The 24,682-nt window shown below is 41.2% G+C and carries 23 protein-coding genes; 12 read left to right on the forward strand and 11 right to left on the reverse strand.

The window, feature by feature from the left end; all coding sequences use genetic code 11:
• The first annotated feature begins 176 nt into the window (after positions 1-176).
• Positions 177-932: a DUF4105 domain-containing protein gene (locus tag Q0Z55_RS01145; protein WP_297423019.1), complete on the forward strand. Its 756-nt coding sequence runs from the start codon at positions 177-179 to the stop codon at positions 930-932.
• On the opposite strand, the gene Q0Z55_RS01150 is transcribed toward Q0Z55_RS01145, so the two are convergent.
• A complete protein-coding gene (locus tag Q0Z55_RS01150; protein ID WP_297423024.1) occupies positions 929-2,374 on the reverse strand; it encodes a CHAD domain-containing protein in 1,446 nt (481 codons plus the stop codon). The two genes, Q0Z55_RS01145 and Q0Z55_RS01150, sit on opposite strands and share 4 nt — an antisense overlap.
• A gap of 74 nt (positions 2,375-2,448) precedes the next feature.
• The gene (locus tag Q0Z55_RS01155; RefSeq protein WP_297423272.1) at positions 2,449-3,903 is read right to left on the reverse strand and encodes a CYTH domain-containing protein; all 1,455 of its coding nucleotides are present in this window, start codon (positions 3,901-3,903) and stop codon (positions 2,449-2,451) included.
• 401 nt (positions 3,904-4,304) lie between these two features.
• Between Q0Z55_RS01155 and thiE the strand changes: the two genes are divergently transcribed.
• From thiE to rapA, 6 genes are all read left to right on the forward strand, one after another.
• Complete coding sequence (gene thiE / locus Q0Z55_RS01160; protein ID WP_297423027.1) at positions 4,305-4,919, forward strand: thiamine phosphate synthase; 615 nt, start codon at positions 4,305-4,307, stop codon at positions 4,917-4,919.
• Positions 4,920-4,955: 36 nt separating this feature from the next.
• The gene (gene hemL, locus Q0Z55_RS01165; RefSeq protein WP_297423030.1) at positions 4,956-6,263 is read left to right on the forward strand and encodes a glutamate-1-semialdehyde 2,1-aminomutase; all 1,308 of its coding nucleotides are present in this window, start codon (positions 4,956-4,958) and stop codon (positions 6,261-6,263) included.
• Positions 6,264-6,356: 93 nt separating this feature from the next.
• Positions 6,357-6,773 (forward strand): heme-binding protein, encoded by a 417-nt coding sequence (locus Q0Z55_RS01170; protein WP_297423033.1) that lies wholly within the window; start codon positions 6,357-6,359, stop codon positions 6,771-6,773.
• Between the two features lie 303 nt (positions 6,774-7,076).
• Positions 7,077-7,775, forward strand: a complete 699-nt coding sequence (locus Q0Z55_RS01175; RefSeq protein WP_297423036.1) for a phosphopantetheine-binding protein — start codon at positions 7,077-7,079, stop codon at positions 7,773-7,775.
• Between the two features lie 119 nt (positions 7,776-7,894).
• Positions 7,895-8,539: an RluA family pseudouridine synthase gene (locus Q0Z55_RS01180; protein ID WP_297423039.1), complete on the forward strand. Its 645-nt coding sequence runs from the start codon at positions 7,895-7,897 to the stop codon at positions 8,537-8,539.
• Between the two features lie 119 nt (positions 8,540-8,658).
• Positions 8,659-11,496, forward strand: coding sequence for an RNA polymerase-associated protein RapA (rapA, locus tag Q0Z55_RS01185; RefSeq protein WP_297423041.1), 2,838 nt, complete (start codon positions 8,659-8,661; stop codon positions 11,494-11,496).
• Positions 11,497-11,541: 45 nt separating this feature from the next.
• Here the strand turns inward: rapA and fabR are convergent, their stop codons facing one another.
• Entirely contained in the window at positions 11,542-12,234 is a 693-nt protein-coding gene (gene fabR, locus Q0Z55_RS01190; RefSeq protein ID WP_297423044.1) for an HTH-type transcriptional repressor FabR, read from the reverse strand.
• A gap of 158 nt (positions 12,235-12,392) precedes the next feature.
• Between fabR and Q0Z55_RS01195 the strand changes: the two genes are divergently transcribed.
• Both Q0Z55_RS01195 and Q0Z55_RS01200 read left to right on the forward strand, forming a co-directional pair.
• Complete coding sequence (locus tag Q0Z55_RS01195; RefSeq protein ID WP_297423047.1) at positions 12,393-13,457, forward strand: ferredoxin reductase; 1,065 nt, start codon at positions 12,393-12,395, stop codon at positions 13,455-13,457.
• Between the two features lie 17 nt (positions 13,458-13,474).
• Positions 13,475-14,569, forward strand: a complete 1,095-nt coding sequence (locus tag Q0Z55_RS01200; protein ID WP_297423050.1) for an acyl-CoA desaturase — start codon at positions 13,475-13,477, stop codon at positions 14,567-14,569.
• A gap of 35 nt (positions 14,570-14,604) precedes the next feature.
• Here Q0Z55_RS01200 and Q0Z55_RS01205 read toward each other — a convergent pair whose 3' ends face one another.
• Entirely contained in the window at positions 14,605-15,246 is a 642-nt protein-coding gene (locus tag Q0Z55_RS01205) for an HAD-IB family hydrolase (protein ID WP_297423053.1), read from the reverse strand.
• Complete coding sequence (locus Q0Z55_RS01210; protein ID WP_297423057.1) at positions 15,213-16,403, reverse strand: DUF1615 family protein; 1,191 nt, start codon at positions 16,401-16,403, stop codon at positions 15,213-15,215. Before Q0Z55_RS01210 ends, Q0Z55_RS01205 begins: the two co-directional genes overlap by 34 nt.
• An 81-nt stretch (positions 16,404-16,484) precedes the next feature.
• Between Q0Z55_RS01210 and dusB the strand changes: the two genes are divergently transcribed.
• Positions 16,485-17,507: a tRNA dihydrouridine synthase DusB gene (dusB, locus tag Q0Z55_RS01215; RefSeq protein WP_297423060.1), complete on the forward strand. Its 1,023-nt coding sequence runs from the start codon at positions 16,485-16,487 to the stop codon at positions 17,505-17,507.
• A 60-nt stretch (positions 17,508-17,567) separates the two neighbouring features.
• Here the strand turns inward: dusB and Q0Z55_RS01220 are convergent, their stop codons facing one another.
• From Q0Z55_RS01220 to ahpF, 3 genes are all read right to left on the reverse strand, one after another.
• The gene (locus Q0Z55_RS01220; protein ID WP_297423062.1) at positions 17,568-18,614 is read right to left on the reverse strand and encodes a nitronate monooxygenase; all 1,047 of its coding nucleotides are present in this window, start codon (positions 18,612-18,614) and stop codon (positions 17,568-17,570) included.
• Positions 18,615-19,191: 577 nt separating this feature from the next.
• Positions 19,192-19,515 (reverse strand): hypothetical protein, encoded by a 324-nt coding sequence (locus tag Q0Z55_RS01225; RefSeq protein ID WP_297423065.1) that lies wholly within the window; start codon positions 19,513-19,515, stop codon positions 19,192-19,194.
• A gap of 143 nt (positions 19,516-19,658) precedes the next feature.
• Positions 19,659-21,224, reverse strand: coding sequence for an alkyl hydroperoxide reductase subunit F (gene ahpF / locus Q0Z55_RS01230; RefSeq protein ID WP_297423068.1), 1,566 nt, complete (start codon positions 21,222-21,224; stop codon positions 19,659-19,661).
• 229 nt (positions 21,225-21,453) lie between these two features.
• Between ahpF and Q0Z55_RS01235 the strand changes: the two genes are divergently transcribed.
• Positions 21,454-21,666: a DUF1653 domain-containing protein gene (locus tag Q0Z55_RS01235; protein WP_297423072.1), complete on the forward strand. Its 213-nt coding sequence runs from the start codon at positions 21,454-21,456 to the stop codon at positions 21,664-21,666.
• Between the two features lie 75 nt (positions 21,667-21,741).
• Here Q0Z55_RS01235 and Q0Z55_RS01240 read toward each other — a convergent pair whose 3' ends face one another.
• Entirely contained in the window at positions 21,742-21,948 is a 207-nt protein-coding gene (locus Q0Z55_RS01240; RefSeq protein ID WP_297423076.1) for a KTSC domain-containing protein, read from the reverse strand.
• Between the two features lie 258 nt (positions 21,949-22,206).
• On the opposite strand from Q0Z55_RS01240, the gene Q0Z55_RS01245 reads away from it, so the two are divergent.
• Entirely contained in the window at positions 22,207-23,292 is a 1,086-nt protein-coding gene (locus Q0Z55_RS01245; protein ID WP_297423080.1) for a putative zinc-binding metallopeptidase, read from the forward strand.
• A gap of 3 nt (positions 23,293-23,295) precedes the next feature.
• On the opposite strand, the gene Q0Z55_RS01250 is transcribed toward Q0Z55_RS01245, so the two are convergent.
• Positions 23,296-23,766 carry a hypothetical protein gene (locus Q0Z55_RS01250; protein WP_297423082.1) on the reverse strand — a complete coding sequence of 157 codons (471 nt, stop codon included), beginning with the start codon at positions 23,764-23,766 and terminating at the stop codon, positions 23,296-23,298.
• A gap of 125 nt (positions 23,767-23,891) precedes the next feature.
• The gene (gene ahpC, locus Q0Z55_RS01255; RefSeq protein ID WP_297423086.1) at positions 23,892-24,455 is read right to left on the reverse strand and encodes an alkyl hydroperoxide reductase subunit C; all 564 of its coding nucleotides are present in this window, start codon (positions 24,453-24,455) and stop codon (positions 23,892-23,894) included.
• Between the last annotated feature and the right edge of the window lie 227 nt (positions 24,456-24,682).

Below are 24,682 nucleotides of genomic sequence, written 5' to 3' on the forward strand. Positions count from 1 at the left end.
TACTGCTTTGGATTCAACAGCCTATCGCCCTATGGGGGAGCATAATTTTAATTGCTGCATAGCTGGTTTTTGCAGCTCTGTGCTTTTATTTTCGGCATGTCAATGTGCCCAACTTAAAATGGCTACATGCAGCTTATATGATGGCTTTGAGTTGCATTATTGGCGGCTTTTTTTTAATGACACCTCAAAATGATCGGGTTTGGGAACCCAATGTTGAGCGTTTGGCGCATTATCGTTTTGTCGACGGTCAGGTCGAAATTTACAATGTGCGTAATTTTATTTGGCAAGATCAAGACACTTACACAACGCAATGGGAAACACGGCGTTATGCCTTAGAAAATATTCAAAGTGTTGATTTAATTGTATCGCATTTTATTGCCGGCCCTGTAGCACATGCTTTTATCAGTTTTGGTTTTGCAGATGGTCAGCATTTGGCTTTTTCTTTAGAAGTCCGCCAAGAAAAAGAGGAAGGTTTTTCTGTGCTGGGTGGTTTTTTTCGTCAATATGAATTGGCGTTGGTGGTGGGCGATGAAAATGACGTCATCTATGCGCGCAGTAATATTCGCGATGAAGAGGTGTATATTTATCCGATTTCAATACAAACCACCGACATGCAAATGTTGTTTTTAGAATATCTCAATCAAGCCAATCGTCTCAATCATCAGCCACGTTGGTACAATACTTTAGTAAGTAATTGCACCACTATTTTATTTGATCTGATGGAATATGCCATGGGCAATATACCGCGCGATTATCGTGTCTTGTTACCGGGCTTATTACCCGATTACTTATATGATCACACACAACTTGATTCGCGTTTTACCTTAGATGAATGGAAACAACGGGCACATGTTAATCCTAAAACTGCCCATTTAACGCAAGGACCTGACCAAGCAGAGCCGCCATTTTCTCAATTGATTCGTGGTCACTAAAGCTCAGCGTGGCGACTAAATTGTTGTAACGCCACATGCGCGCGTGATAAGACTTGTTGTTGTTGAGCTGAAATCCAACCTAGGGCAAACCAATATTCACGCTGCTTGTTGACTAAAATTTTAAAATATTCTTCCGCCACACATAAATCATTAAATTCACCGAGCACTTCTTGCAAAGGTTTAAGTGTTTTTAAATAGTGCTTTACCTGTTTTGACTTAAACAGACTATGGGTAAATTCAAGGCTATAACGCAACTGTTTGACCTGTTTGCGTAATTGGTGTTTTTGTTCGGTGCTTAATTGCATAAAGTTGTCACTTTGACCGGTGATTTTACGCTGTAATTTGCCAATTTGTTTGCCTGCTAAATGGGTTAAATCTTGTGCTTGATGTGTGCTACTGTCTTGCTGGCTAAAGTTGAGTAAATCTAACCACAATAAACTCGTGCTTGGTTCACGAAAGTGCTGGCTTAAATCGTGGCTTTTGCGCTTGGCTTGAGGTAATGAATCAAAAGGTGCGCCGGCATTTTGCAGTGCAGGCAATACATCACTGACTAGGGCATCATAATCACGGGTGCTACCTAAGTGTTGAAATAAGCTTTTAAGTTGTTGTTGCCATAAACTCAGATCATGTGTTGTCCAATCGGCAAAGCTTTTTAAAACACTGCGTAAACGTCGAATACCCACCCGTAACTGATGCACATGGCTTGCTTGATAATTACCGCGGGCAATCGCAGAAGCATTGGGTAAAATATGCTGCAAACAAGAAGCGATCATTTGTTTTAATGCCAATTCGGAACTGTGCGTTGGGCTTAAACTAAAATTTTGGGCATAGGTCGCCGCTTGCGGCTGAGTATTTAAAAGCGCATAACCACGCGCCGCTTTACTTTGCACATCCAGATATAAATGGTACTGCTTGACCCAAGGCTGAAGACATGCAATTAAATCGCTAATTTGTCCCTTTTTAAGCTCAAATTCAATTTCTGATATTTTGAATTTTTGATGGGCTGCAATCAGCCAACCTTGATCTAAAGCTATTTCAATGTGGCTATCGCCGTGGTTCATCTGTACATTGAGCCGTTTGACCTCGGTACGAAATTGTAAGATCAACGGTTGTTTGCTAGCTAACACAGGCTTTAATAATGCTTGTGCCTGTTTATTTTTAACATAGCGCTTTAAATCAATCCCGTTAGGCTTTTCATCAAGCGTCTCTTCAATTTCAATGCGTTTTGCATGATGTGAACTAGGTGCTTTTAAGGTTTGTGTCCATACCGTGTTTTCAAGGCGTTGCCGTAATGAAATTTGGACTTTGCTGAGCGCTTGGCTGGGGGTATCGTAATAATAAGCAGCTAAGTGAACCAGTTTTGGCTGTTGTTCTTGTATGGCGTGGTGTAGTTTAGAATATTGTGTTGCTGGAATATGAAATTTGAATTCGATCTCAGACATCACATGGGCTCATTTTTATTGTATTGAAATGACTATACAAAAATAAACCCATGCTTGTTAAGTCAACCGCATCATTATTTTAAAAATTTACGACTTAACATAAACTGCGCTGCGGTTTCTAAAACCCGTTCGGCATACACTTCTTGCTTGGCGGTAAGCCAACCTAAGACAAACCAATCGCTCGCAGCCAGTTCGGTCTCTTGCAAATATTGGCTTGCCAGATTTAATAAATGATATTGTTCGGCAGCATTGGCAGCATCGTTTAAGGCTTTACTATATTTTTGCAGGCTTTTTACATCGTAAATTTGCGTTAATAACGGAAAACTAAATTTTAATTGCTGAATGTGCTGCATTAACGCATCCATACTGCTTAAATCATGCACATCTGCATGGTTTAAACTCTCTGTAAGTTGTTTATAGTGCAGTTGTAAGCTCTGTTGCGCACTGATTTTTACATCGAGTGCAGGGCTTGTTGCTTGATTTAAGCTAAAACTCAACAACTCTAAAAAGTGATGTACATTTTGGCTAGAGCGCACCAAGTGTTGTAACTTTTCCGTGGCAAATAAAATATCTTGCGCCAAACTGGCCGTGGTTTTGGGGTTTTGCAATAACTGATTGAGCGTACTTTGCATGTGTTGTAAATGTTTAAGCTGCTCAAATTGACCTTTAAATGCTGCCAATTGATGTGCCCATTTCTCGTTGACATCACAGCTCCAATCTTTAAACAACAACACGCTTAAATGCAATTGATCTAAAGCCTGATGTGCCTGCTGAATGTGGGCTTGAGTGGCAATACCTGCTGACATGGCGGCAATATTGGGCAAGAGGGCTTGCATTTGCTGCGCCACCAAACTGCGTATATTGGCATCACTGCTGTCTTTTTTCGACAGAAGTAAATCTTGTGTGGCTTTGGCAGGACTTACCGTTAAACCCTCTGCCAACAGATTACCAAACTCCGCTTTACTGCGTACATCGAGCCAAAGTTGGTATTTTTTGACCCACTCAAAACAAAAGTTTAATAAATCATGTACGTTGCCGGTTTTGAGTTCAAATTCCACTTCATAAACCACTTGAACCCGATCTTGGGCGCGAATTTCACCAATATCTAAACTGACCTCAATTTGGCTGCTTGCATAATCCATCAGGCGTACAGTACGAGCAATATCAGTTTCAAAAATCAGTTGTAATTGAGTAAAGTCATTTTCTAAAGCATTGCTTAATAACTGTTTTGCTTCAGGGATTTGATCATAAATACGTAAATCTAACTGTGGTGCTTGGGCAAGCGCGCCTAAATCATGGTTATGTTCAAAGCGTGCCAAATGACTGCGGCTGGCTTTAAAAGTTTGTACCCATGATGATCCTTCTAAACGCTGACGAATTGCTGCGCGTGCCTGAGCCAATTTTTTATCAGGAGTGTCGTAATATTTGGCTTGTAATTGAATCTGTTCAGATTTTTTAGGATCTAAAGCTTTCATGAGTGCCACACGGCGCGCTTCAGGAATCTGAAATTTAAGTTCAATTTCAAGCATAACCATCACTTCTGTAGAAAAAAGAGTGTTCATTGTAACCAAAAAATGAGCCAAGAACAGACTTGACCTTTGAGCAAGATACAGCCAAGGGCAGTATAAGGCACAGATTTCATCGCGCAATCAATGTAGTCAAGTGATGCATGATGATCCAAACTAGCCAACTATTCATTTAAGAGGGTTCACGATTTTAGGCTTTTGACTTAACTCAGCGGCATCAGATGAGTGCCATTAAATTGCATGTTTTAGACCTAAGTCCAGAGCGTTTGCGGCAAGATTAGTCTAAAAAATCAGAGTTTAGAGAAAATTAAGCAGCAATAAGGTAAGCGTGTACACAACCATCTTTTGCTTGCTTTAGAACAGTGCCATAATGGCTTATTCCTTAAGTTTAGAGTGTTTGGCACATGCGCGGTTTATACCTGATTACCAATGATGATCCGATTGAACTTCTTTTGGCAAAATTAGAAGGGGCAATGGCAACTTATGAAGTTGCAGTATTGCAGTATCGTCGTAAACAAGTGCCAAAAGAACAACAGGCCTATGAAATTGAGTACATGAAACATTTATGTGGTCAATATAAAATCCCATTTGTGATTAATGATGATTTAGAAGCCGCCGTGCACTATGGTGTAGGGGTACATTTGGGGCAAGATGATGGCTCAATTGTAGAAGCCGCTGCACGTTTACCCAAAGGTGTGTTGATTGGGCGTAGCTGTAACAATTCACTCGAATTGGCAGAACAAGCCATTGCCGATGGGGCAAATTATGTGGCGTTTGGTGCAATCTTTGCCACTGACACCAAGCCAGAAGCGGGCAATATTGGTTTAGACACCTTAAAACAAGCCAAAGCCAAGCTAAATGTACCCATTTGTGCCATTGGTGGTTTAACGGTTGAAAACTCAAAAGAAGTGATTGCCGCAGGCGCTGATTTATGTGCTGTGGTGAGTGATGTATTGGGGCGTTCTATGTCCACCGTGGGTCAACGTGTCTATGATTGGTCAGAGTTATTTGCTAAATAAGCCTGATTTTTTTATTTTTTGAGTTGAGTGATTTTCATGAGTTTGTCTGCAAAGCAAGAACAATTATTTAAACAAGCCAGTAAACATATTCCAGGTGGCGTCAATTCACCGGTACGTGCCTTTAATGGCGTCGGTGGTACACCGGTATTTATTGAAAAAGCCCAAGGTGCATATTTATATGATGTCGATGGCAAACGCTACGTTGACTATGTGGGTTCATGGGGGCCGATGATTTTAGGTCATGCGCATCCTGCAATTATTAAAGCAGTGCAAGAGGCTGCGGTTGATGGTTTAAGCTTTGGTGCGCCAACCGTACACGAAACCACATTGGCCGATATTATTTGTGAAATCATGCCATCGATTGAATTGGTGCGTATGACCAACTCAGGTACAGAAGCCACCATGACCGCAATTCGCTTGGCGCGTGGTTATACCGGTCGTGACAAAATTGTGAAATTTGAAGGCTGCTACCATGGTCATTCTGACTCACTGTTGGTGAAAGCCGGTTCTGGTCTACTCACCAGTGGTGAAGGTGAAGCAACGTCTGCAGGTGTTCCGGCTGATTTTGCTAAACATACTTTAACGCTGCCGTATAATGACATTGCCACATTAAAAGAATGTTTTGCCAAGTTTGGTTCAGAAATTGCCGGTGTGATTGTTGAACCTGTAGCAGGAAATATGAACTTAGTGGCACCAATTGAAGGCTTCTTACAAGCAATTCGCGAAGTATGTGATGAGCATGGTTCGGTCTTTATTATTGATGAAGTGATGACGGGTTTTCGTGTGGGTTTAGGTGGGGCACAAGCACATTATGGCGTGACGCCTGATTTAACCACATTGGGTAAAATCATTGGGGCAGGCTTACCGGTGGGGGCTTTTGGTGGTAAACGTGAAGTGATGGAATGCATCGCACCACTGGGTAAAGTCTATCAAGCTGGTACTTTATCGGGTAATCCACTGGCCATGCGCGCAGGGATTGAGATGTTTAAGCATTTACGTGCTGAAGGTTTTTATGAAAACCTCACTGCAAAATTGGCTAAATTACTTGCTGGTTTGCAAGCAGCAGCCGATGAAGCTGGTATTGCCTTTAAAACGCAACAAGTGGGTGGTATGTTTGGTTTGTATTTTACCGACCAAGACGACATCACCAGCTTCGATTCGATGCTCAAATGTGACATCGCAGCATTTCGTCAATTCTTCCATGGCATGTTAGAACGTGGCGTGAATTTAGCGCCATCGGCATTTGAAGCCGGCTTCTTCTCAAGCGCACATTCAGATGAAGATATTGAATTTACCATTCAAGCAGCGCGTGACACCTTTGCTAGCATGAAAGCTTCAGCTTAAACTTAAATTAAACAGGAAAAGCCCGTTTTAAGCAGCGGGCTTTTTTATCGGCTTTTATTTCAGTTGTAGGGCTTTTTTTTAAGGATATTTCACATGCAAACCAAACATTATTTAACTTTAATCGATGCTAAATTTTTACTTGAGCAGGCTTACCAATACGCATTGGCACAAAATTTTAACGTCAGTATTGCTGTGGTCGATGACAGTGGTCATTTACTGGCTATGAAACGTATGGATGGCGCATCGCCGATGACCGCTAATTTGTGTTTAGAAAAAGCCAAATGTTCGGCCATTAGCCGTCGTCCTTCTAAACTGTTTGAAGATTTAATTAAAAATGGTCAGATGGGTTTTTTAACCATGCACAGCTTTGCAGGCATGTTAGAGGGCGGTGAGCCGATTCTTTATCAAGGGCAATTGGTCGGGGCTATGGGGGTATCAGGTGTAAAATCGGTACAAGATGCTGAAATTGCTCAATATGCCATTACACAGTTTTTAGCCCAACAGCTTTGAAAAAAGCCGCATGTTGTAGGTTGATGCTTATATAATATAAGGCATCATGCTATGCGATATTTTATATGCTGGTCATAAGAATGGGATGTTCTGAGAACTAAAAACAACAATCATAAGTTCAAATCATGATGGATCATATCAGTTACATACTGTTAGATCTCATACAAGCTCAATGCAAAGATCTCAACATCAGGTTAGGTTTTTTGCATTGTGGCTGCTAAATCATTCAACAATCTAATCTATTGGCTTGTTTGGCAAGTTCGCATAGACTTTGCTTGATTCATGCTACTTTAAAGTGCTGTTATGCTCTATCCCATGCCTAAAAAAATTCAACTTGCCCCATCACAAGCCAAATGGTCGGTGAATTCATCGCAATCGGTGCTGTTGTTGGTGGGTATGCATGAGCTACGTCAATACGACCCTACACATGAGTTACTCATAAATTTAAGCGGCTTAATTAAAAAAGCCAAAGCGCTAGAGATTAAGGTTGTGGAAATTTATGGCGATGATGCTCAACAACGCATGCAGCGTTTAGGTGAGTTATTATTTCATTATCCACAATTAATCATTGCAGGTAAAATCACGCCAACATTGAAGCCTTTGCTGGCGCATTTTTATAGTGTCACAGAACAGATTTGTGTGGTGGATGATGCTATTTTGCTCTCTAATCAAGCTCAGCATATCCATTACATACAAAGCATTAGCCAACAAGGTTGGCACCATATCAATAGCTATAGCTTAAAGCGCTTATGGGCATTAAGCGCACCCACCGCGCAGATTTTATCGGCCAAGGGTATTTTACTGGCGATTGCAGAACACTTAGATTTAGACCCTTTAGAGATAGACCCTACCCAAGATTTACGCAGTTATGGCTTGGATTCTGTGGCAATGGTCAGCTTAGTAGGTTTGTGGCGCGCCAATGGTGCCAAGATCCGTTATGAAGATTTTTTACAGCACAATAGCGTGAAGCATTTGCTACAATTTTTATTAAATTCAGCTTAAATTGGCTTTTTGCCACAAAAGCAAAAAAAAGCCGCGCAATTATGTAATTCTGCATTGTAATTATGCCTTAAGCTTTTTATCATTGCCGCCTTGTTTTGTGATCAGCTTGGATTGGTATCTTGAGTAATTTTCTAACTGAACACCTGATTCATCGTGATCGGGATTTTATGGTGATTCATAAGCCCGCAGGCTTACTCACAGTTCCCGGCAAAACCGAAGATTTACAAGATTGTTTACTCAGTCGTTTAGTGGCGATTGAACCAAATACCTTACTGATTCACCGCTTAGATCGTGATACCTCAGGCATTTTAGTTTTTGCTTTAAACAAATTGGGGCAAAAATCTATAGCACGTCAATTCCAAGAGCGCCAAACCGATAAAATTTATCAAGCTTTAGTGGCAGGCACCTTACAAGGTGAGGGTGTGGTCGATGTACCGGTGATTTATGATCCAAGCCGTCCGCCACTGCATATTGCGGCGCCTGCGCATGACAAACCTGCCTTAACCCATTGGCAGGCGCTTGAACATTTTGAAATTCAAGGACAACCTGTAACGCGTGTCCAACTTAAACCGATTACAGGACGTTCGCATCAACTTCGTGTGCATATGCAGTATTTAGGTCATCCAATTGTGGGTGATACTTTATATGCCACGCCACAACAGCAAAGCTTAATGCCACGTTTATGTTTACATGCCGCGCATTTGAGTTTCTCGCACCCATTTCATGGTACCGCTGTGGCATTTGATTGCCCAGTGCCATTTTAAGTTTTACAGGAATCCATAAGCGTACTTTTTGGTGCGCTTTATGTGACAATATATTGCGATAGGTCGGCATTTTCTGTTCAAATGAAGAGTCAAGCGCCGTCACAATTTGATAGATAAAGGTGGAAAAATTGCAGCAATTTGCTATTGGTCAACGTTGGTTGTCAGACACAGAAACAGAACTCGGTCTTGGGGTTCTTATTGATGTAGATGAGCGATCGGTCAGCATTTTATTTCCTAAAAGCGATGAAACCCGTGTCTATGCACGTAGCAATGCGCCTTTATCTCGTATTGTCTTTAATATAGGCGATGAATTACAAGATCAAGAAGGCACCACGTGGTTGGTCGAATCCTTTGAAGATCGTGGCGGTGTATTGCGCTACAACGTGATGCATACTTTAGAAGATGGTACCGAAGAACGTAAATCTTTAAACGAAACTCGTATTGGCGCGACCATTCAATTGTCAAAACCATTAGAGCGTTTATTGGCCAGTCAAATTGACTATAAAGAGTGGTATGACCTGCGTATTGAAGCGATGTTGATGCAAGCCAATATGCAAAGTAGTCCATTGCGTGGTTTAGTGGGCTCGCGTGTGGGGTTAATTCCGCATCAGTTGTATATTGCCCATGAAGTAGGACAGCGTTTTGCACCGCGTGTGTTATTGGCCGACGAAGTGGGTTTAGGTAAAACCATTGAAGCGGGTTTAATTATTCATCAACAACTCAAAACCGGTCGTTCAGAACGTATTTTGGTCTTGGTGCCTGATTCACTGCAATATCAGTGGATGATTGAAATGCGTCGTCGTTTTAATCTTGAGTTTTCATTGTTTGATTTAACTCGTACTGCGTCTATTAAAGAACATGATCCAGATTTAAATCCATTTTTAACCGAACAACGCATTATTGCATCAGTCGATTTAATGATTGACCACGATGACTTACGTGAACAAGCCTTAGAAGCTGGTTTTGATTTATTGGTGGTGGATGAAGCGCATCATTTGATGTGGAGCGAAGAAGACGGTGGTAATGACCGTTATGACTTGGTGGAAGAGTTAGCGCAGCAAACTGCCGGTGTGTTGTTACTTACTGCGACGCCTGAACAATTGGGTGTTGAGAGTCATTTTGCTCGTTTACGCTTACTAGACCCACAGCGCTTTAGCTCACTTGATCGTTTCTTAGATGAAGAAGAGCAATATCAACACACAGCGAAAATTGCTGAAGTTTTGATGTCGGATTTGCCGCTTGAAGAACAACATTTAACTGCGCTGGAAGGTTTATTGGGTCATCGCATTGAAGATCAACCTGAACAGCGTTTCCGTGCCATTCATGAATTATTAGACCGTCATGGTACAGGGCGTATTTTATTCCGTAACACGCGTGAAGCGATTCAAGGCTTTCCGGGGCGTGATTGCCAACCTGTGGCATTGCCTGCACCTGAGCATTGGTCAAAAGACGGTAAGTTACGCGAACAAATGTGGCCTGAAGAAGCACAGCTAGATGGTGCTTGGATGGAACATGATCCACGCGTGATGTGGCTCATGGAAAAACTGCGTGTTGATTTAAAGCATAAAAAAGTATTGCTCATTGCACGCAGTGGGCCTGTGGTTGAAGCCTTAGAAAATGTGTTACGTTTACATGCCGGTATTCGTACGGCAATGTTCCATGAAGGTATGACTTTACTTGAGCGTGACCAAGCTGCGGCTTACTTTGCTGAAGATTCTTATGGTGCACAGATTCTTTTATGTTCAGAAATTGGTTCAGAAGGACGTAACTTCCAGTTTGCCTCAGACCTGATTTTATTTGATTTACCGGCCAATCCCGATGTGTTAGAGCAACGTATTGGTCGTTTAGACCGTATTGGGCAAGAAAATCGTATTCAGATTCATGTGCCTTATTTAATCGGTACAGCGCAAGAGCGTATGTTCCGTTGGTATAACGAAGGTTTAAATATCTTTAGTAATATCTCACCGACGGCACAAACCTTACAAGAAAACTTTATTGTTGATCTCAAAGACTGTTTACTCAGCGACCAAGGTCAGCGTTTTGAAGATTTCCTTGAACAGGTCAGCGTGCAGCGTGAAGCACTGGAGCATGAATTACAAGCAGGGCGTGACCGCTTATTAGAATACAACTCATGTCGTCCAATGGTGGCACAAGAGATTGTCAATGCGCTTGAAGACTACGATGACAACACCACGTTGCCTATGTTTATGAAACGCTTTATGGCATCCACTAACATTGATTTTGATGAGCAAAGCAATGGTACGGTCATCATTAAGCCAACGGATCAAATGCAAGTGCAAGGTTTGACCTTAGATGAAGAAGGCATGACCGCGACCTTCTATCGTGACCAAGCCCAAATTCGTGAAGACGCACAGTACTTAACCCTTGAGCATCCATTTACCGAAAGTGTGATGGAAATGATTAATACTCAAGGCTTTGGTAGTACCAACGTGGCGATTTTAAAATCGGCGGCACTACCACAAGGTTCGATGTTGGTCGAAGTATGGTTTAAAGTAGATGTAGTCGCACCCAAAGCCTTGAACTTACCCGCAAGCTTACCGCAGCAATTGGTGCGTGTGTTGCTCAGTGAAAAAGGTCAGGATTTATCGCAAAAGGTTGCCCCTGAAGTGTTAAAGCCATACTTGCATCATTTGGATGGCAACAGCTGCCGTCAAGTGGTGAAAGCGCGCCGTGATGTCATTGAAGCACGTTATGCTCAAGCATTAGATTTAGCCAAAGCTGCATTGCCTACTTTTAAGCAACAAGCCAAAGAGGTGTATGGCAGCAAGTGGCAATACGAAATTGAGCGTTTAACTTATCTTAAACAGTTTAATCCAAGTATTCGTGAAGACGAAATTGCTCGGTTAAAAAAATTGCAACAAGAAGGTTTAAGCCTGTTAGATGGTTTAAGCATGACACCAGAAGCCATCCAAGTGATGGTGGTGGTGAAACCTTAAAACATAAAAAAAGCAGCTTTCGAGCTGCTTTTTTTATGCTTAAGATTAGCGAATTTTTGCTTCATCTAAATGGCGTGCGCCGGCTAAAATCATCCGCAGCATGATCATGGTTTGTTCAGCCACCAGTTTACGTTCTACGCTTGGCATATCAATCACTTTAGCGCCCATATTAAACACCAATTGGGTAATGGCTTTGGCGACTAAGTCAGGATGGGCAATTTTACTGCGATTTAGCCGCTCTAAAACAATTAAATCTTCTTGTAATTCTTGCTGAAAATAATTGAGTTGGCGCTCTACCGCTTCTTTATAAGATTGTGAGCCAGTATAACCTTCGCGTAGCAATAAACTTAAATTACCGTCATCTGCATCAAGTTGCTCAATAAATACTTCGACTGAAGTACGTACGATACTGCTTTGTTTAGACGCTTTTAAGCGCGCTTCATATAAAATTTGGCGCAGTACAATACCCGCACGTTCAATCAGCTCAATGGCGAGTTCATCAATATCTTTAAAATGACGGTAAAAGCTGTTTGGGGCAATACCTGCTTCCCGCGCCACTTCGCGTAAACTTAAAGATGCAATACTTTTGTTAGGCCCAATTAAATTAAGTGCCGCTTGGAATAATTCTTCTTTGGTAATGGTGGCTTTACGTCCTACAGAACGCGTAACAACCGGCTCTGCAAGGATTGGCTCAGCAGTGGGCACATCGGAACTGGCATAAATTGAAGACGGGTTCATAATGATTAGGAATATAAAGACATCTTTGGCATTATAACGAGTTTTCTAGGTGTGTTGTGATTTGTTTCAACTTGAGCCAAAAAGCCATATTGAATATATATACAAATATATATACATGTGTATAATAATTAAAGTCTCATCGGTTTTGGTGCATCTGTATGCATACAACAGTAAAAAAATCCCCGCTTAAACGTCTAATGAATGTGGTATTAGAGTCACGCGATGCCGATTTTTGGTTGCAAAAAGTCAACCCGCTTTGGTCGGTTGAAGTGCCTTTAGCCAAAATTGTCGCTAAAGATAGTATTGCACAGGAGACCGTGAGCTTCACCTTAAAAGTCAATCCACATTTTCAAATGGGGCAAGCTGGTCAGCATCATCCGGTCTATGTGACGGTTCAAGGCATCCGTTATGAACGTAGCTATAGCTTGAGCAAAATTGACGATCAACATGTCCTATTAACCTTAAAAAAAGTGCCGGGCGGTAAAGTCAGCACATGGTTAATTGAGCAAGCAAAAGTGGGGGATATTGTTGAATTGGGTCAGCCTTTTGGTGAGATGACCTTACCCAAAACCACAGCACCTTTGGTGTTGTTGGCAGCCGGTAGCGGTATCACACCGATGTATAGTTTGTTACAAGAATTGATTCAAAGCCAACAAATCACCGATCAAGCCGTGACTTTAATGTATTGGGTTAAAACGCAAGCAGATGCTGCATTTTTAACGCAATTGCAAACGTGGGCCAAGCAGTACAATAATTTTAAATTTGAATTATTTTGTACTCAAGACCTCCCACAAGCTGCACGTTTAGATCAAAGTCATGTGGCTTTAGTTGAACAGCTTGAGCAAGCTGTGGTGTATGCCTGTGGACCATCTGGTTTTGCACAACGTGCTGAACAGCTGTTTGCTCATGCCCAAGAGATCAAAACCGAAGCCTTTAGTATGACCTTGCAAGACACTGCAGATACAGGCTTTGTTCAGATCACCTTAACTCAATCCAAGCAAGTGCTCAGTATTGCTAAAGGTCAATCGATTTTAGTCAGTCTTGAGCAGCAAAACATTAAACCAAAACATGGTTGCCGCATGGGTATTTGTAATAAATGCGCATGTCATAAGGTAGAAGGTCACACGCAAAATATTGTCAATGGTCAGCAAAATGCTGAACCGGGCAACTTATTAAAAATTTGTGTCAATTCTGCGCAGTCTGATCTGGTTATTGATCTGTAAATGGAGCCCAAATTATTATGAATATGCCCGTTAAATTTGAATATTTTAAGAATCCAAAAAACCGTGAATTAACGCCGGCCGAACTGGACCAACTTGCACAAGAACTTGATGCGATTAAACAAGAAGTCTTAGATGACCTTGGCGAAAAAGACGCCAAATACATTCGTAAAGTCTATTCAACCATTCGTTACACATCAATTGCCGGACGCGCTTGCTTATTTGCTGGTTGGTTCCCACCAGCATGGGTCTTGGGTACAAGTTTATTGGGTGTGTCTAAAATTTTAGAGAACATGGAATTGGGTCATAACGTCATGCATGGTCAATATGACTGGATGAATGATCCTAAATTCAATGGTCAAACCTACGAGTGGGATATTGTGGGTACGGCAGACAACTGGCGTCAAACCCATAACTATAAGCATCATACCTATACCAATATTAAAGGTATGGATGATGATATTGGCTATGGTTTATTACGTTTGTTCCCAGAACAACGTTGGAAGCCGGGGCATTTGCTGCAACCCATTTACAGTGTGCCATTTTGTACCTTGTTCCAATGGGGGGTTGCGATTCAAAACCTTGAAATTGGTAAGGTATGGATGGGTCGTAAAACCAAGCAAGAGCTCAAAGAAGAATGGCAGCCATTAAAGAAAAAGATCTCGAAACAATTGTTTAAAGATTATGTATTCTTTCCACTGATTGCAGGACCTGCTGCGCTACCGGTATTTACTGGTAACATGGTGGCGAATGGAATTCGTAACGTATGGACTTTTAGTATTATTTTCTGTGGTCACTTTACCAAAGACGTTGAAGTGTTCCCAAAAACAGTACTACAAGATGAAAGCCGTGGTCATTGGTATATGCGTCAGATTCGTGGTTCGTCTAACTTAACGGGTTCTGAAGCATTTCATATCTTAACCGGTCATTTAAGTCATCAAATTGAACACCATTTATTTCCGGATATTCCAGCGCGTCGCTATCGTCAAATGGCGCCAAAAGTTGAAGCAGTGTGTGAAAAATACGGCTTAAATTACAACAATGCCAGCTTAGTGAAACAATATGGCAGCGTATTAAAGCGTATTGTGAAATATGCTTTTCCATTTAAAAAATAAGCACTAAAAAAAACCACCCAAATGGGTGGTTTTTTTTATGCCGATTGAACATATAACTTGGGCAAAGTAAGATCACGTCCAAGCATAAATGGATGCGTGGCCAGATTAAGTAGTGCTTCATCTTCTTCACTATTGCCATAAGCATAAATATGGCTGTAGTGATTTAAATCATAACGCGCAGCCACGCGTAGACTTTTTTGCAAACTGCTACAATCGGGGCTGTGATAATGGCCAGTGAACCGGCCATCTTGAATTTGGATTTGGGTACAGATTAAATCTACGTGGAAATACTCGCACAAGGGGCGTAGGTATACATCTAGTGAGGCAGACACCAAAGCCACATCATCGCCTTGCTGTTGATGTTGTTTAAGCCGAATGAGCATTTGACTATCAAGCTTAGGAATTAAAGTCTGTGCATAATCACGCGCTATGGCTTGAATATGTTGTGCGTCTTGATCTTTAAACATATGATAAAACAAAGTGGCACGCATTTGATTGGCTGGATAGCGCTTGCGATAATAAGCTTGAATTTGTGGCAAAATTTTGACACCACGACGCAAGATGTGCCGTTTGTTTAAGGCATAAAAAATAAAACCGGTAAAGCTGTCTTGGCGGCACAAGGTGCCATCAAAATCAAATAGGGCTAGAGCTTGAGGCGTTTGGCGCGTTGCATGCATGTATCGTATCGTCCATTGACTCGAGTAGCAAACCAATTGGTGTTGTAATCACGGCTCAGTTTTGGTCCTGAAATCACCACCTCAGGCATAATGGCATACATAGGCGCTTTGCCGGTTTTTTCTTGGTACAAGCGCACAATTTCTTGATAGGTAGCTGTTTCTTCAAATTTCTTTTCTTTTTCTTTCTTTAGGTCAGCACGAATTTGACGTGGCGTAATCAGCACTTTTTCAAGGGCAAATAAATGGATTAATGCCATTTCTGACTGACTTTTTTGCGCACGTTCTGAACCATCTTTGGTGTAAAGCAATAAATCACCATCTAAATCTAATTTTAGATCTGCCACAAGATTGAGCATCTTTTGAAATGCGGCATTACGGCTTGAATACATGCCTGAGTTATAGTCGGCAAAACGATAAATGGCACGATCATAGTCGGCAGGATACATCATTAAGCGATGAATACCATAATACAAACCACCATATTGGGTATATAAATCACTGCGTAAGGCTGCCATATTGCCACCTTGGCGTTTATTCGCTTTGGCATAACTAATATGCACTTGCATAGAGCCTAAAGTCGTGATGGGATTGAGCTTTTCACCAATGTCTTGCCCCACCAATTTAGCCGCTCCTGTTAAGGCACTGACATGGTAATGCTTCGCCATATAAGCAAAAATTTCACGGTATAATTCATCTAATTCGCGTTCGGTTTTGACTTTACGCATTTGACTTAAATAGTTGTTTTCAGGACTAGGCTGATTTTTTAAGACATCTTGGAAATATCCCGCGACTGTACCACCAATTTTCTCGCCTAATTTTTCAGTAAACTTTTCATCTAAACGCTCTTCAACTTCCTTGACTGCTTTCGCCCCTAAACCTGCTACTTGTGGATCAGCAATAAAGTTCGATTCTTGGTCAACCACAGCAATAATGCTACAGATATTGTCTTTGCTCTGTGGAATGCCAAATTGCTTGCTAATGTCATGAATATCTTTGGCCCAAGACTCACGTTGTTGCACACGTGTTGGAATGAGTTTCGCAATTTGCGCACTGCTTAAGGTGGGTTCATCGTTATTGCTCCACCATGCACGATCACCGCAGGCAGCTAAACTCAAACTCAGGGCTGTGACAACAATAGGGAGATAAGCATTTTTCATAAGTACAAACACACGGTAAAACAGGTGAGCTGAAAAGGTAGATGCAGTATACTGACAATATCGCAAAAGTTAAGAATATATATGTATATTGGTCCCTACCAACTGTCAAACAATTTGATCGTAGCGCCTATGGCAGGTGTGACCGATCGACCTTTTCGTACACTATGTAAATATTTTGGTGCAGGGCATGCGGTCAGCGAAATGATGACCTCAGATAAAACCTTACGCATGAGTAAAAAGAGCTTGTATCGTGCTAATTTTGATGGCGAACTTGCGCCGATTTCCGCACAAATTGCTGGTTCTGATCCACGTGATTTAGCAGAGGCAGCACGTTACCAGGTGGCCAATGGTGCACAAATTGTCGATATCAACATGGGGTGTCCTGCCAAAAAAGTCTGTAATAAATTGGCAGGTTCTGCCTTATTACAAGATGAAGATTTAGTGGCACGTATTTTAGACGTTGTGGTGGCAGCGGTGGATGTACCGGTGACCCTAAAAACCCGTTTGGGCTATTTAAATGGGCATGAAAATATTTTGCGTGTTGCCAAGCGTGCCGAACAAGCTGGTATTGCAGCTTTAGCTTTACATGGGCGTACCCGTGAAGATATGTATTTAAACACCGCGCGTTATGATTTAATCAAAGAAGTCAAAAGCTTGCTAAGTATTCCTGTGATTGCCAATGGTGATATTGATAGCCCACAAAAAGCCAAATATGTGCTGGATTATACCGCAGCCGATGCGGTGATGATTGGCCGTGCAGCGCAAGGCCGCCCATGGATTTTTCGTGAAATTGCACACTATTTAGCGACGGGTAAAGAATTGGCAGCGCCGAATATTCAAGAAGTTAAACACGTATTGCTTGGACATTTACAAGAACTATATGAGTTTTACGGTGAATATTCAGGTTGTCGTATTTCACGTAAACATATTGCGTGGTACACCAAAGGTTTACGCTCAAGTAATGAGTTTCGCCAACAGATGTATCAAGTTGAAAATACCCAAGATCAATTTAAAGTGGTAGAAGCCTATTTTAATCAACTCCTTGATTATGGTGAAATTATGAGTGATGTGCAGGTCGAATCTGTAGATTTACTTCAACCTTAAGTCAAAAAACCGTCATAGAGACGGTTTTTTTACGCAATACCTGAGGTAGCTTGATTAAGTTCAAGATGGCATTTTCATTTCCAACATTACCAAATTAATTAAATCAGCAGCTTCTAAAGCACGAATATGTGCCACACGTGTGCCTGCCCAAAACGCTGCAAAATGGTGCTCATCTTGCGCGCTTGCCGTTTGATGAAGTTGCTTGGCTAAATCATAGGTATATGGATAAGGAGGCACTGTAGGTCGTTCAGGTTGGTCAACTTGGGTGTGCCAATGATTCACTAAACCACGCGCCGGACGGCCTGAAATGCTGCTGGTAATTTGGGTAATCGGCTGTTGAAATAAGGCCTCACGGTAAGCCAAACTTGCATTTGAACTTTTACATTGAATAAAAGCAGTGCCCATTTGTACAGCACTTGCCCCAAGATTTAACATTTTGGCAGCATGTTGACCATTCATAATACCGCCCGCTGCCACAATGGGTAATTGACAATGGGCTTTAAATAACTGCACTAAATCCTTGGTGGTGATGGCACTATCCACAGCCTGATTAAACACACCACGATGTCCACCTGCTTCAATCCCTTGCGCGATAATCACATCAATTCCAGCTGCTTCAATGGCTTTGGCTTCAATTAAATTGGTCGCTGAAACCATGGTGACAATACCTGCAGCTTTGAGTGCTTGGATTTGTTGGGGATGCGGAAGACCAAAATGAAAACTGACCGCTTTGGGGCGTGTTTCAAGGACTACTTTGAGATAATCATCGTTGTCTAAAAAACTGGGGTAAATACATGATAATGCTGTAGGTGGCGTAACGTGATAACGGCTAAAAAAAGGCGCCATATAATCAAGCCAAGCCTGTCCTTGTGCGGCATCTAATTCAGTGCTTTGATGACAAAAAAAATTAACCTGAAAAGGCGCGTCAGTTAAGGCTTGGGTAGCTAAAATTTGTTGTAAAGCTTGGGCGGGTGTACTGGCGCCTAAACCTAAGGCACCTAAGCCGCCAGCATTACACACTTCGGCTGCAAGTTGCGGCGTGGTAACACCTGCCATGGGGGCTAAAAATATGGGATGTTTGAATTGTAATAATTCTTGTAAAGTCATATCAATGCTCCTGTGTCGTGGTTTACTTTGCCAATATTTAGGCGATTAAGCAACGCATCTGTCGCACAAAATAATCAATATCATGGTGTTAAATAGTAAAGCTATAGCACTAAAAAAGCCCATTGAAATAGGCTGTTTGATAAACACACTGTTCATTTTTGAGGTGATGCTTTTTAATTAGGCAACATGATTGGGCACAGTTGAATACTTTAAGCTATGAGCAATACAAGGCGAAAATCAAGCATTCAGCCTAAGAAGAAGAGCAGTATAGTCAATGTCAACATGCTGATTTGGGCAGCTATGCCACGAACTTAGTGCACAAATATCCGCCAATTAAAGCTAAAAACCTCATCAGGTATAATAAAGCTCATTCCTAAAGACAATCGAGTAAAAATAACAGCAAAGCACAACGCTTTATATGATGCAGATACAAGAGTATCTAGCCAAATAAGGCACACATATTAAGCAAATGTATAGAAAAATATAAAGATGTAAAATGCAATGTGAGCGAACTATGATCAAAAATAGAAAAAGCCTCTGAATATTCAGAGGCTTTTTATCAGCAAAAAGTAAAAAATTACTGTTGTGCTTTTTCTTTTACATTTGCCGCGCCTTGTTCGACCGCAGCAGCTGTAGCCACAGTGGCATCTTTAGCCGCTTCTTTGGCACTATGCGCAGCATTTTCAGCAGCTTGCTCAGTGGTTTCTGCAGCATTGTCAACTGCTGTTGCTGTGGCATTTGCTGCATTTTGGGTGGCATCTTTAACATCGTGACCAGCTTGTTCAGCCGCATTTTCTAAATGTTGACCTGTGGTTGCACCTGTTTCAGGGGCTTTTTCTTTGCTACAGCCCACCATCGCTACAGTTGCTGCTAAACCTAAGGCCAAAACTAATTTATTCATATTGTATTCCTTATCATTATTGATCCATACCGGATGACAGGCAATATATGCTGAAAAAGCAAAAAAATAAAGCGTATAATTTGTTCATTAAATGTAAAAAAGGCCAAGTACCGAAGTACTTGACCTTTTAGGTTGCTTAAAGATTATTGCCCAGATCGGATAATATAATCAAATGCCGACAGTGATGCTTTAGCACCTTCACCTGTAGCAATGATGATTTGTTTGTACGGCACGGTGGTACAGTCACCTGCAGCAAATACACCTTTCACATTGGTTTCGTTGCGCTCGTTAATCACAATCTCACCACGGTTTGAAAGTTCTACCGCTGTGTCTTTTAAGAAATCGGTGTTTGGTAACAAACCAATTTGTACAAAGATCCCTGCCAATTCAACGGTATGTTCCACATCAGTTGCACGGTCTTTATATTTCAAGGCTGTGACTTGTGAACCATCACCGACAACTTCGGTAGATAAGGCATTTTTAATCACTGTGGTGTTCGGTAAGCTGTTTAATTTATCTTGCAATACTTGATCTGCACGTAGCTTGGTATCAAATTCAACCAAAGTCACATGCTCAACAATTCCTGCCAAGTCAATTGCCGCTTCAACACCTGAGTTACCACCACCAATCACCGCAACACGTTTGCCTTTAAACAATGGACCATCACAGTGTGGGCAGTATGCTACACCACGGGTGGCATATTCTTTTTCACCCGGTACATTCATTTGTCTCCAACGTGCACCAGTTGATAAAATCACAGTCTTAGATTCAAGTTTGGCACCATTTTCTAAGGTCACTTCCACCAAACCATTGCTGGTTTCATCTGCGCCTTTGATGTCAGCAACACGTTGTAAGTTCATGATGTCTACACCGTATTCACGAACATGTGCTTCCATTTCTGCAGCAAATTTTGGACCTTGGGTTTTTTGAATTGAGGTGAAGTTCTCAATATCCATAGTGTCCATCACTTGACCGCCCATGCGCTCTGCCACAATACCGGTTTTGATGCCTTTACGTGCCGCATAAATTGCAGAAGTGTTGCCCGCAGGGCCACCACCAATCACCAACACATCAAACGCCTCTTTGGCATTGAGTTTCGCTGCATCTTTTTGTGCTGCATTAGTGTCCAGTTTCGCCACGATCTCTTCTAAAGTCATACGACCTTGACCGATATGTTGACCATCTTGGAATACCATTGGAACGGCCATGATTTTGCGTTCTTCAACTTCGTCTTGGAAGAAGGCACCATCAATCATGGTGGCCGTTGCACCCGGATTGTAAATGGCAATCAGGTTTAATGCCTGCACCACATCAGGGCAGTTGTGGCAGCTTAATGACACAAATACGTCAAAATGAGAGTTCACACCCAGTTCTTTAATTGACGTTAACACTTCATCAGAGACTTTAGGTGCATAACCTGAAGTTTGTAGCAATGCTAAGATCAATGAGGTGAACTCATGGCCCATTGGCAAGCCTGCAAAGAATACACGCGGTTCTTCGCCTTGTTTAGCCACACCAAAGCTCGGTGCACGGCTGTTTTTGCCATCAAAACGTGCAGTGACTAAATCAGATAATGCTGCCACTTCTTCGACCAATTCTTTGATTTTGGCAGATTTGTCTGAGTCATTTAAGGTTGCCACCAATTCGATGGGACCTTCTAGGCGTTCTAAAAGGGTTTTTAATTGCGCTGAAGTATTTTGATCTAACATGGCTAACGTCTCCAAAGGAGTAAATATGTATTTGATGAGATGATATTAAATGGATTCCCTTAATAGGTAAAACATTTAGTTTTTATAAATATAATCGGAAAATTAGATTAAATTTTCATTTCATCAACTATTTCAGTGTCCTATATGCAGGCTTTATTTTATATTTCAAGTAAGATGATCAAAATGCAGCACAAAGTGGTGCTGTTTTAACATGATTTAAGGAATAGATATGCTACAGCGCGGAATTTATGAGCATTATAAAGGTAAGCATTATCAGGTTTTTCATGTGGCGACCCACAGTGAAACCGCTGAAAAGTTAGTGGTCTATCAGTGCCTCTACGGAGATTACTCGATGTGGGTACGACCTTTAGCGATGTTTATGGAAAGCATCGAGAGTGACGGGCAGGTGGTGCCACGTTTTAAATTAATTCAGGCACTATAAATAAAAAAATGAGTAACGATCATTTATCGTTACTCATTGCACGGTGATGATTTTTTTATCTTTATATAAGCTCAATTACATGATTCTGACACAGGTAAAATGCACATCGTATTCTAAATATTTGTGTACAAAAGCAGCTTTGTCGGTACGACGTAGCAAATTGGCATAAATAAATTTAGGCACCGAATAATACAGCTCGGCAGAACCATTGTCGTAAAAAATATGCAAATGTCGAGAAGTGGAATTATACTTCCATGATGTGACTGTAATGGCAACTCCCATAAGCAACTCCTTATTTAACAAGGTTTTTTATAATTTTATTGCGTTGCAACTTTATTTCAAATTACTTGAAATATTGGCTTTTCTATATAGCAGTATTGTAAACATCAGCATGGTTTAAAACAGCGAGATTTGCTACAGAGCAGTGCATTGAGTCTTGCAAAAATCATGCGCAAAATTAAAAAATTAACAATTTTGTTCAAGCCCCATCTTTAAACTGCTTTAGACTTCTCGTCAATTGCCATAATAACGAGAATAATAATGCAGCTTTTTCAATGTTCATGTTGTCAGCAACCAGTATATTTTGACAATTGCATCTGTATGCATTGTCAGCATATTTTGGGATTTGATGCTAAAAAACAGCAGATGCTGGCTTTAACAGGACCAAATACTGTATGGGCTTTTACTGAAACGCAAACACAAAAAAATTATAAGTTTTGTATGAATAAACAGTATGAGGTGTGTAATTGGGTCTTAAGTTTTGATGATCCGCAAGATTTTTGTTTGGCGTGTGGCTTAAATCGCATCATCCCTGATTTAAGTGATTTAAAATATCGGCAACGTTGGCATAAAATTGAATTGGCCAAGCACCGTTTGGTCTATAGTTTATTGCGCTGGCAATTGCCGCTTGAAAATAAGGTTCAAAATCCAACTCAAGGTTTAGCATTTGATTTTAAAGCTGATCTCAATTGCCCAAATGAAGCTAAAGTGATGACGGGGCATGACAATGGCTTAATTACCTTAAATATTGCTGAAGCTGATGATGTAGAGCGTACTATGGCCCGTGACCAAATGAATGAAGTCTATCGTACCTTACTTGGTCATTTTCGCCATGAAATTGGACATTATTATTGGGATGTTTTGGTTGATGGCACGGAATTTTTACAACCTTGCCGCGCATTGTTTGGCGATGAGCGTATCGACTATCAAACCGCACTTGATCGTCATTATCAAAATGGGCCAGCACCAGACTGGATGTCACGTTATATTAGCCCTTATGCCAGCATGCATCCTTGGGAAGATTGGGCGGAAACATGGGCGCATTATTTACATATTGTAGATGTATTAGAAACAGCAGATGCCTTTGGTATTCAAATTCGCCCACCAGTGGTGCAAGATCAGCATAAGCATATGATGACTTTAGCTACACCACTTAAGCCCTATACCACCGAAGACTTTGATGATATTTATCAAGCATGGTTACCAGTGGCCTTTGCCATGAACAGCTTAAATCGTAGTATGGGGCAAGATGATTTTTATCCTTTTGTGATTAATAGCCAAGTACAAAATAAATTGCGCTTTATTCATGAGGTGATTCAACACTATGCTCAGGCACAGTCTCAATAAGCCTTATAAATCGCGACATTGTTCATGCTTATGGGTAGCTTCATTGTGGCTGCCTATAGGCGCAATGCGGTTATGAATACAGCTTAAACTTTGGCTTTGATTATGCTTGAGGACTAGTTTTCCAATATTGTTTTGAATATCAATTGCGCCTGCTACCTGATTACGAATTAATTCTGCTTTATGACCAGAAAAGATTTCAAGATTGCCTTGAATGTGATTTTCAACCAAATTTAAACCACCAAAATCATCACCCGCGTGTACATTGCCAGCCACTTGACTGCGTTTTAAAGTCAAACTGCCTTGGGCCTTAACCTCTATATTGCCAGCAATTTTGACGTTGTCTAAAATACATTTTTGATGAACCACGACGTTTCCATTAATGCTTTGATTGCGTAAATGCCCTTGGCAAATCACTGAATCTGCAAAACTGGTGGCTGCAAATAAACAGCCCAATACACATACGGCAGCACGCATAGATGTTCCTTAAAAAATTATGTTGATGTTGATATAGTAGCTTAAAAAACACTCAAGACTAAATTTTAGGCATAAAAAAACCACGCAATTTGCGTGGTTTTTTGATCAGTTGAATCTAATAAAAATTAGATTTTACCAACTAAGTCGATTGAAGGAGCAAGTGTTGCTTCGCCTTCTTTCCATTTTGCAGGGCAAACTTCGCCTGGGTGTGCATGTACGTATTGAGCAGCTTTTACTTTACGAAGTAATTCAGATGCATCACGGCCAATACCACCAGCGTTGATTTCAACGATTTGGATTTTGCCTTCAGGATCGATAACGAATGTACCACGATCAGCAAGACCAGCAGCTTCAATTAATACTTCGAAGTTTTTAGACAACGTCCAAGTTGGATCGCCGATTAATGGGTATTGGATTTTACCAATCACATCAGAAGTATCGTGCCAAGCTTTGTGCGTGAAGTGTGTGTCAGTCGACACGCCGTAGATTTCTACGCCTAATTTTTGGAATTCAGCATAGTTGTCTGCTAAGTCACCCAATTCAGTTGGGCAAACAAAGGTAAAGTCAGCTGGGTAGAAGAATACTACAGACCATTTGCCTTTAAGATCAGCTTCAGAAACTTCAACGAATTGACCGTTGTGGTATGCAGTTGCGTTAAACGGTTTAACTTCAGTATTAATTAAGCTCATCATAGTCTCCATGATTGAGGTTTGTAATTTGATTTCCATAAGAATATAGAAATTATGCTTGGGGCTGAAACAGAATTTTTGCATGATCAAAATCGGAAAATCCGAATTCACCGCATAAGTTCTGTGTCACGCTTTGGCAAATCATAACATCAAAAAATGACAATTAATTTGCATGTTGTAAGCTGCTTAAAACATGGGGATTTATCTAGACAATTCAAGGGTCATTT

The sequence above is a fragment of the uncultured Acinetobacter sp. genome, from assembly GCF_947626835.1.
GTDB lineage: Bacteria > Pseudomonadota > Gammaproteobacteria > Pseudomonadales > Moraxellaceae > Acinetobacter.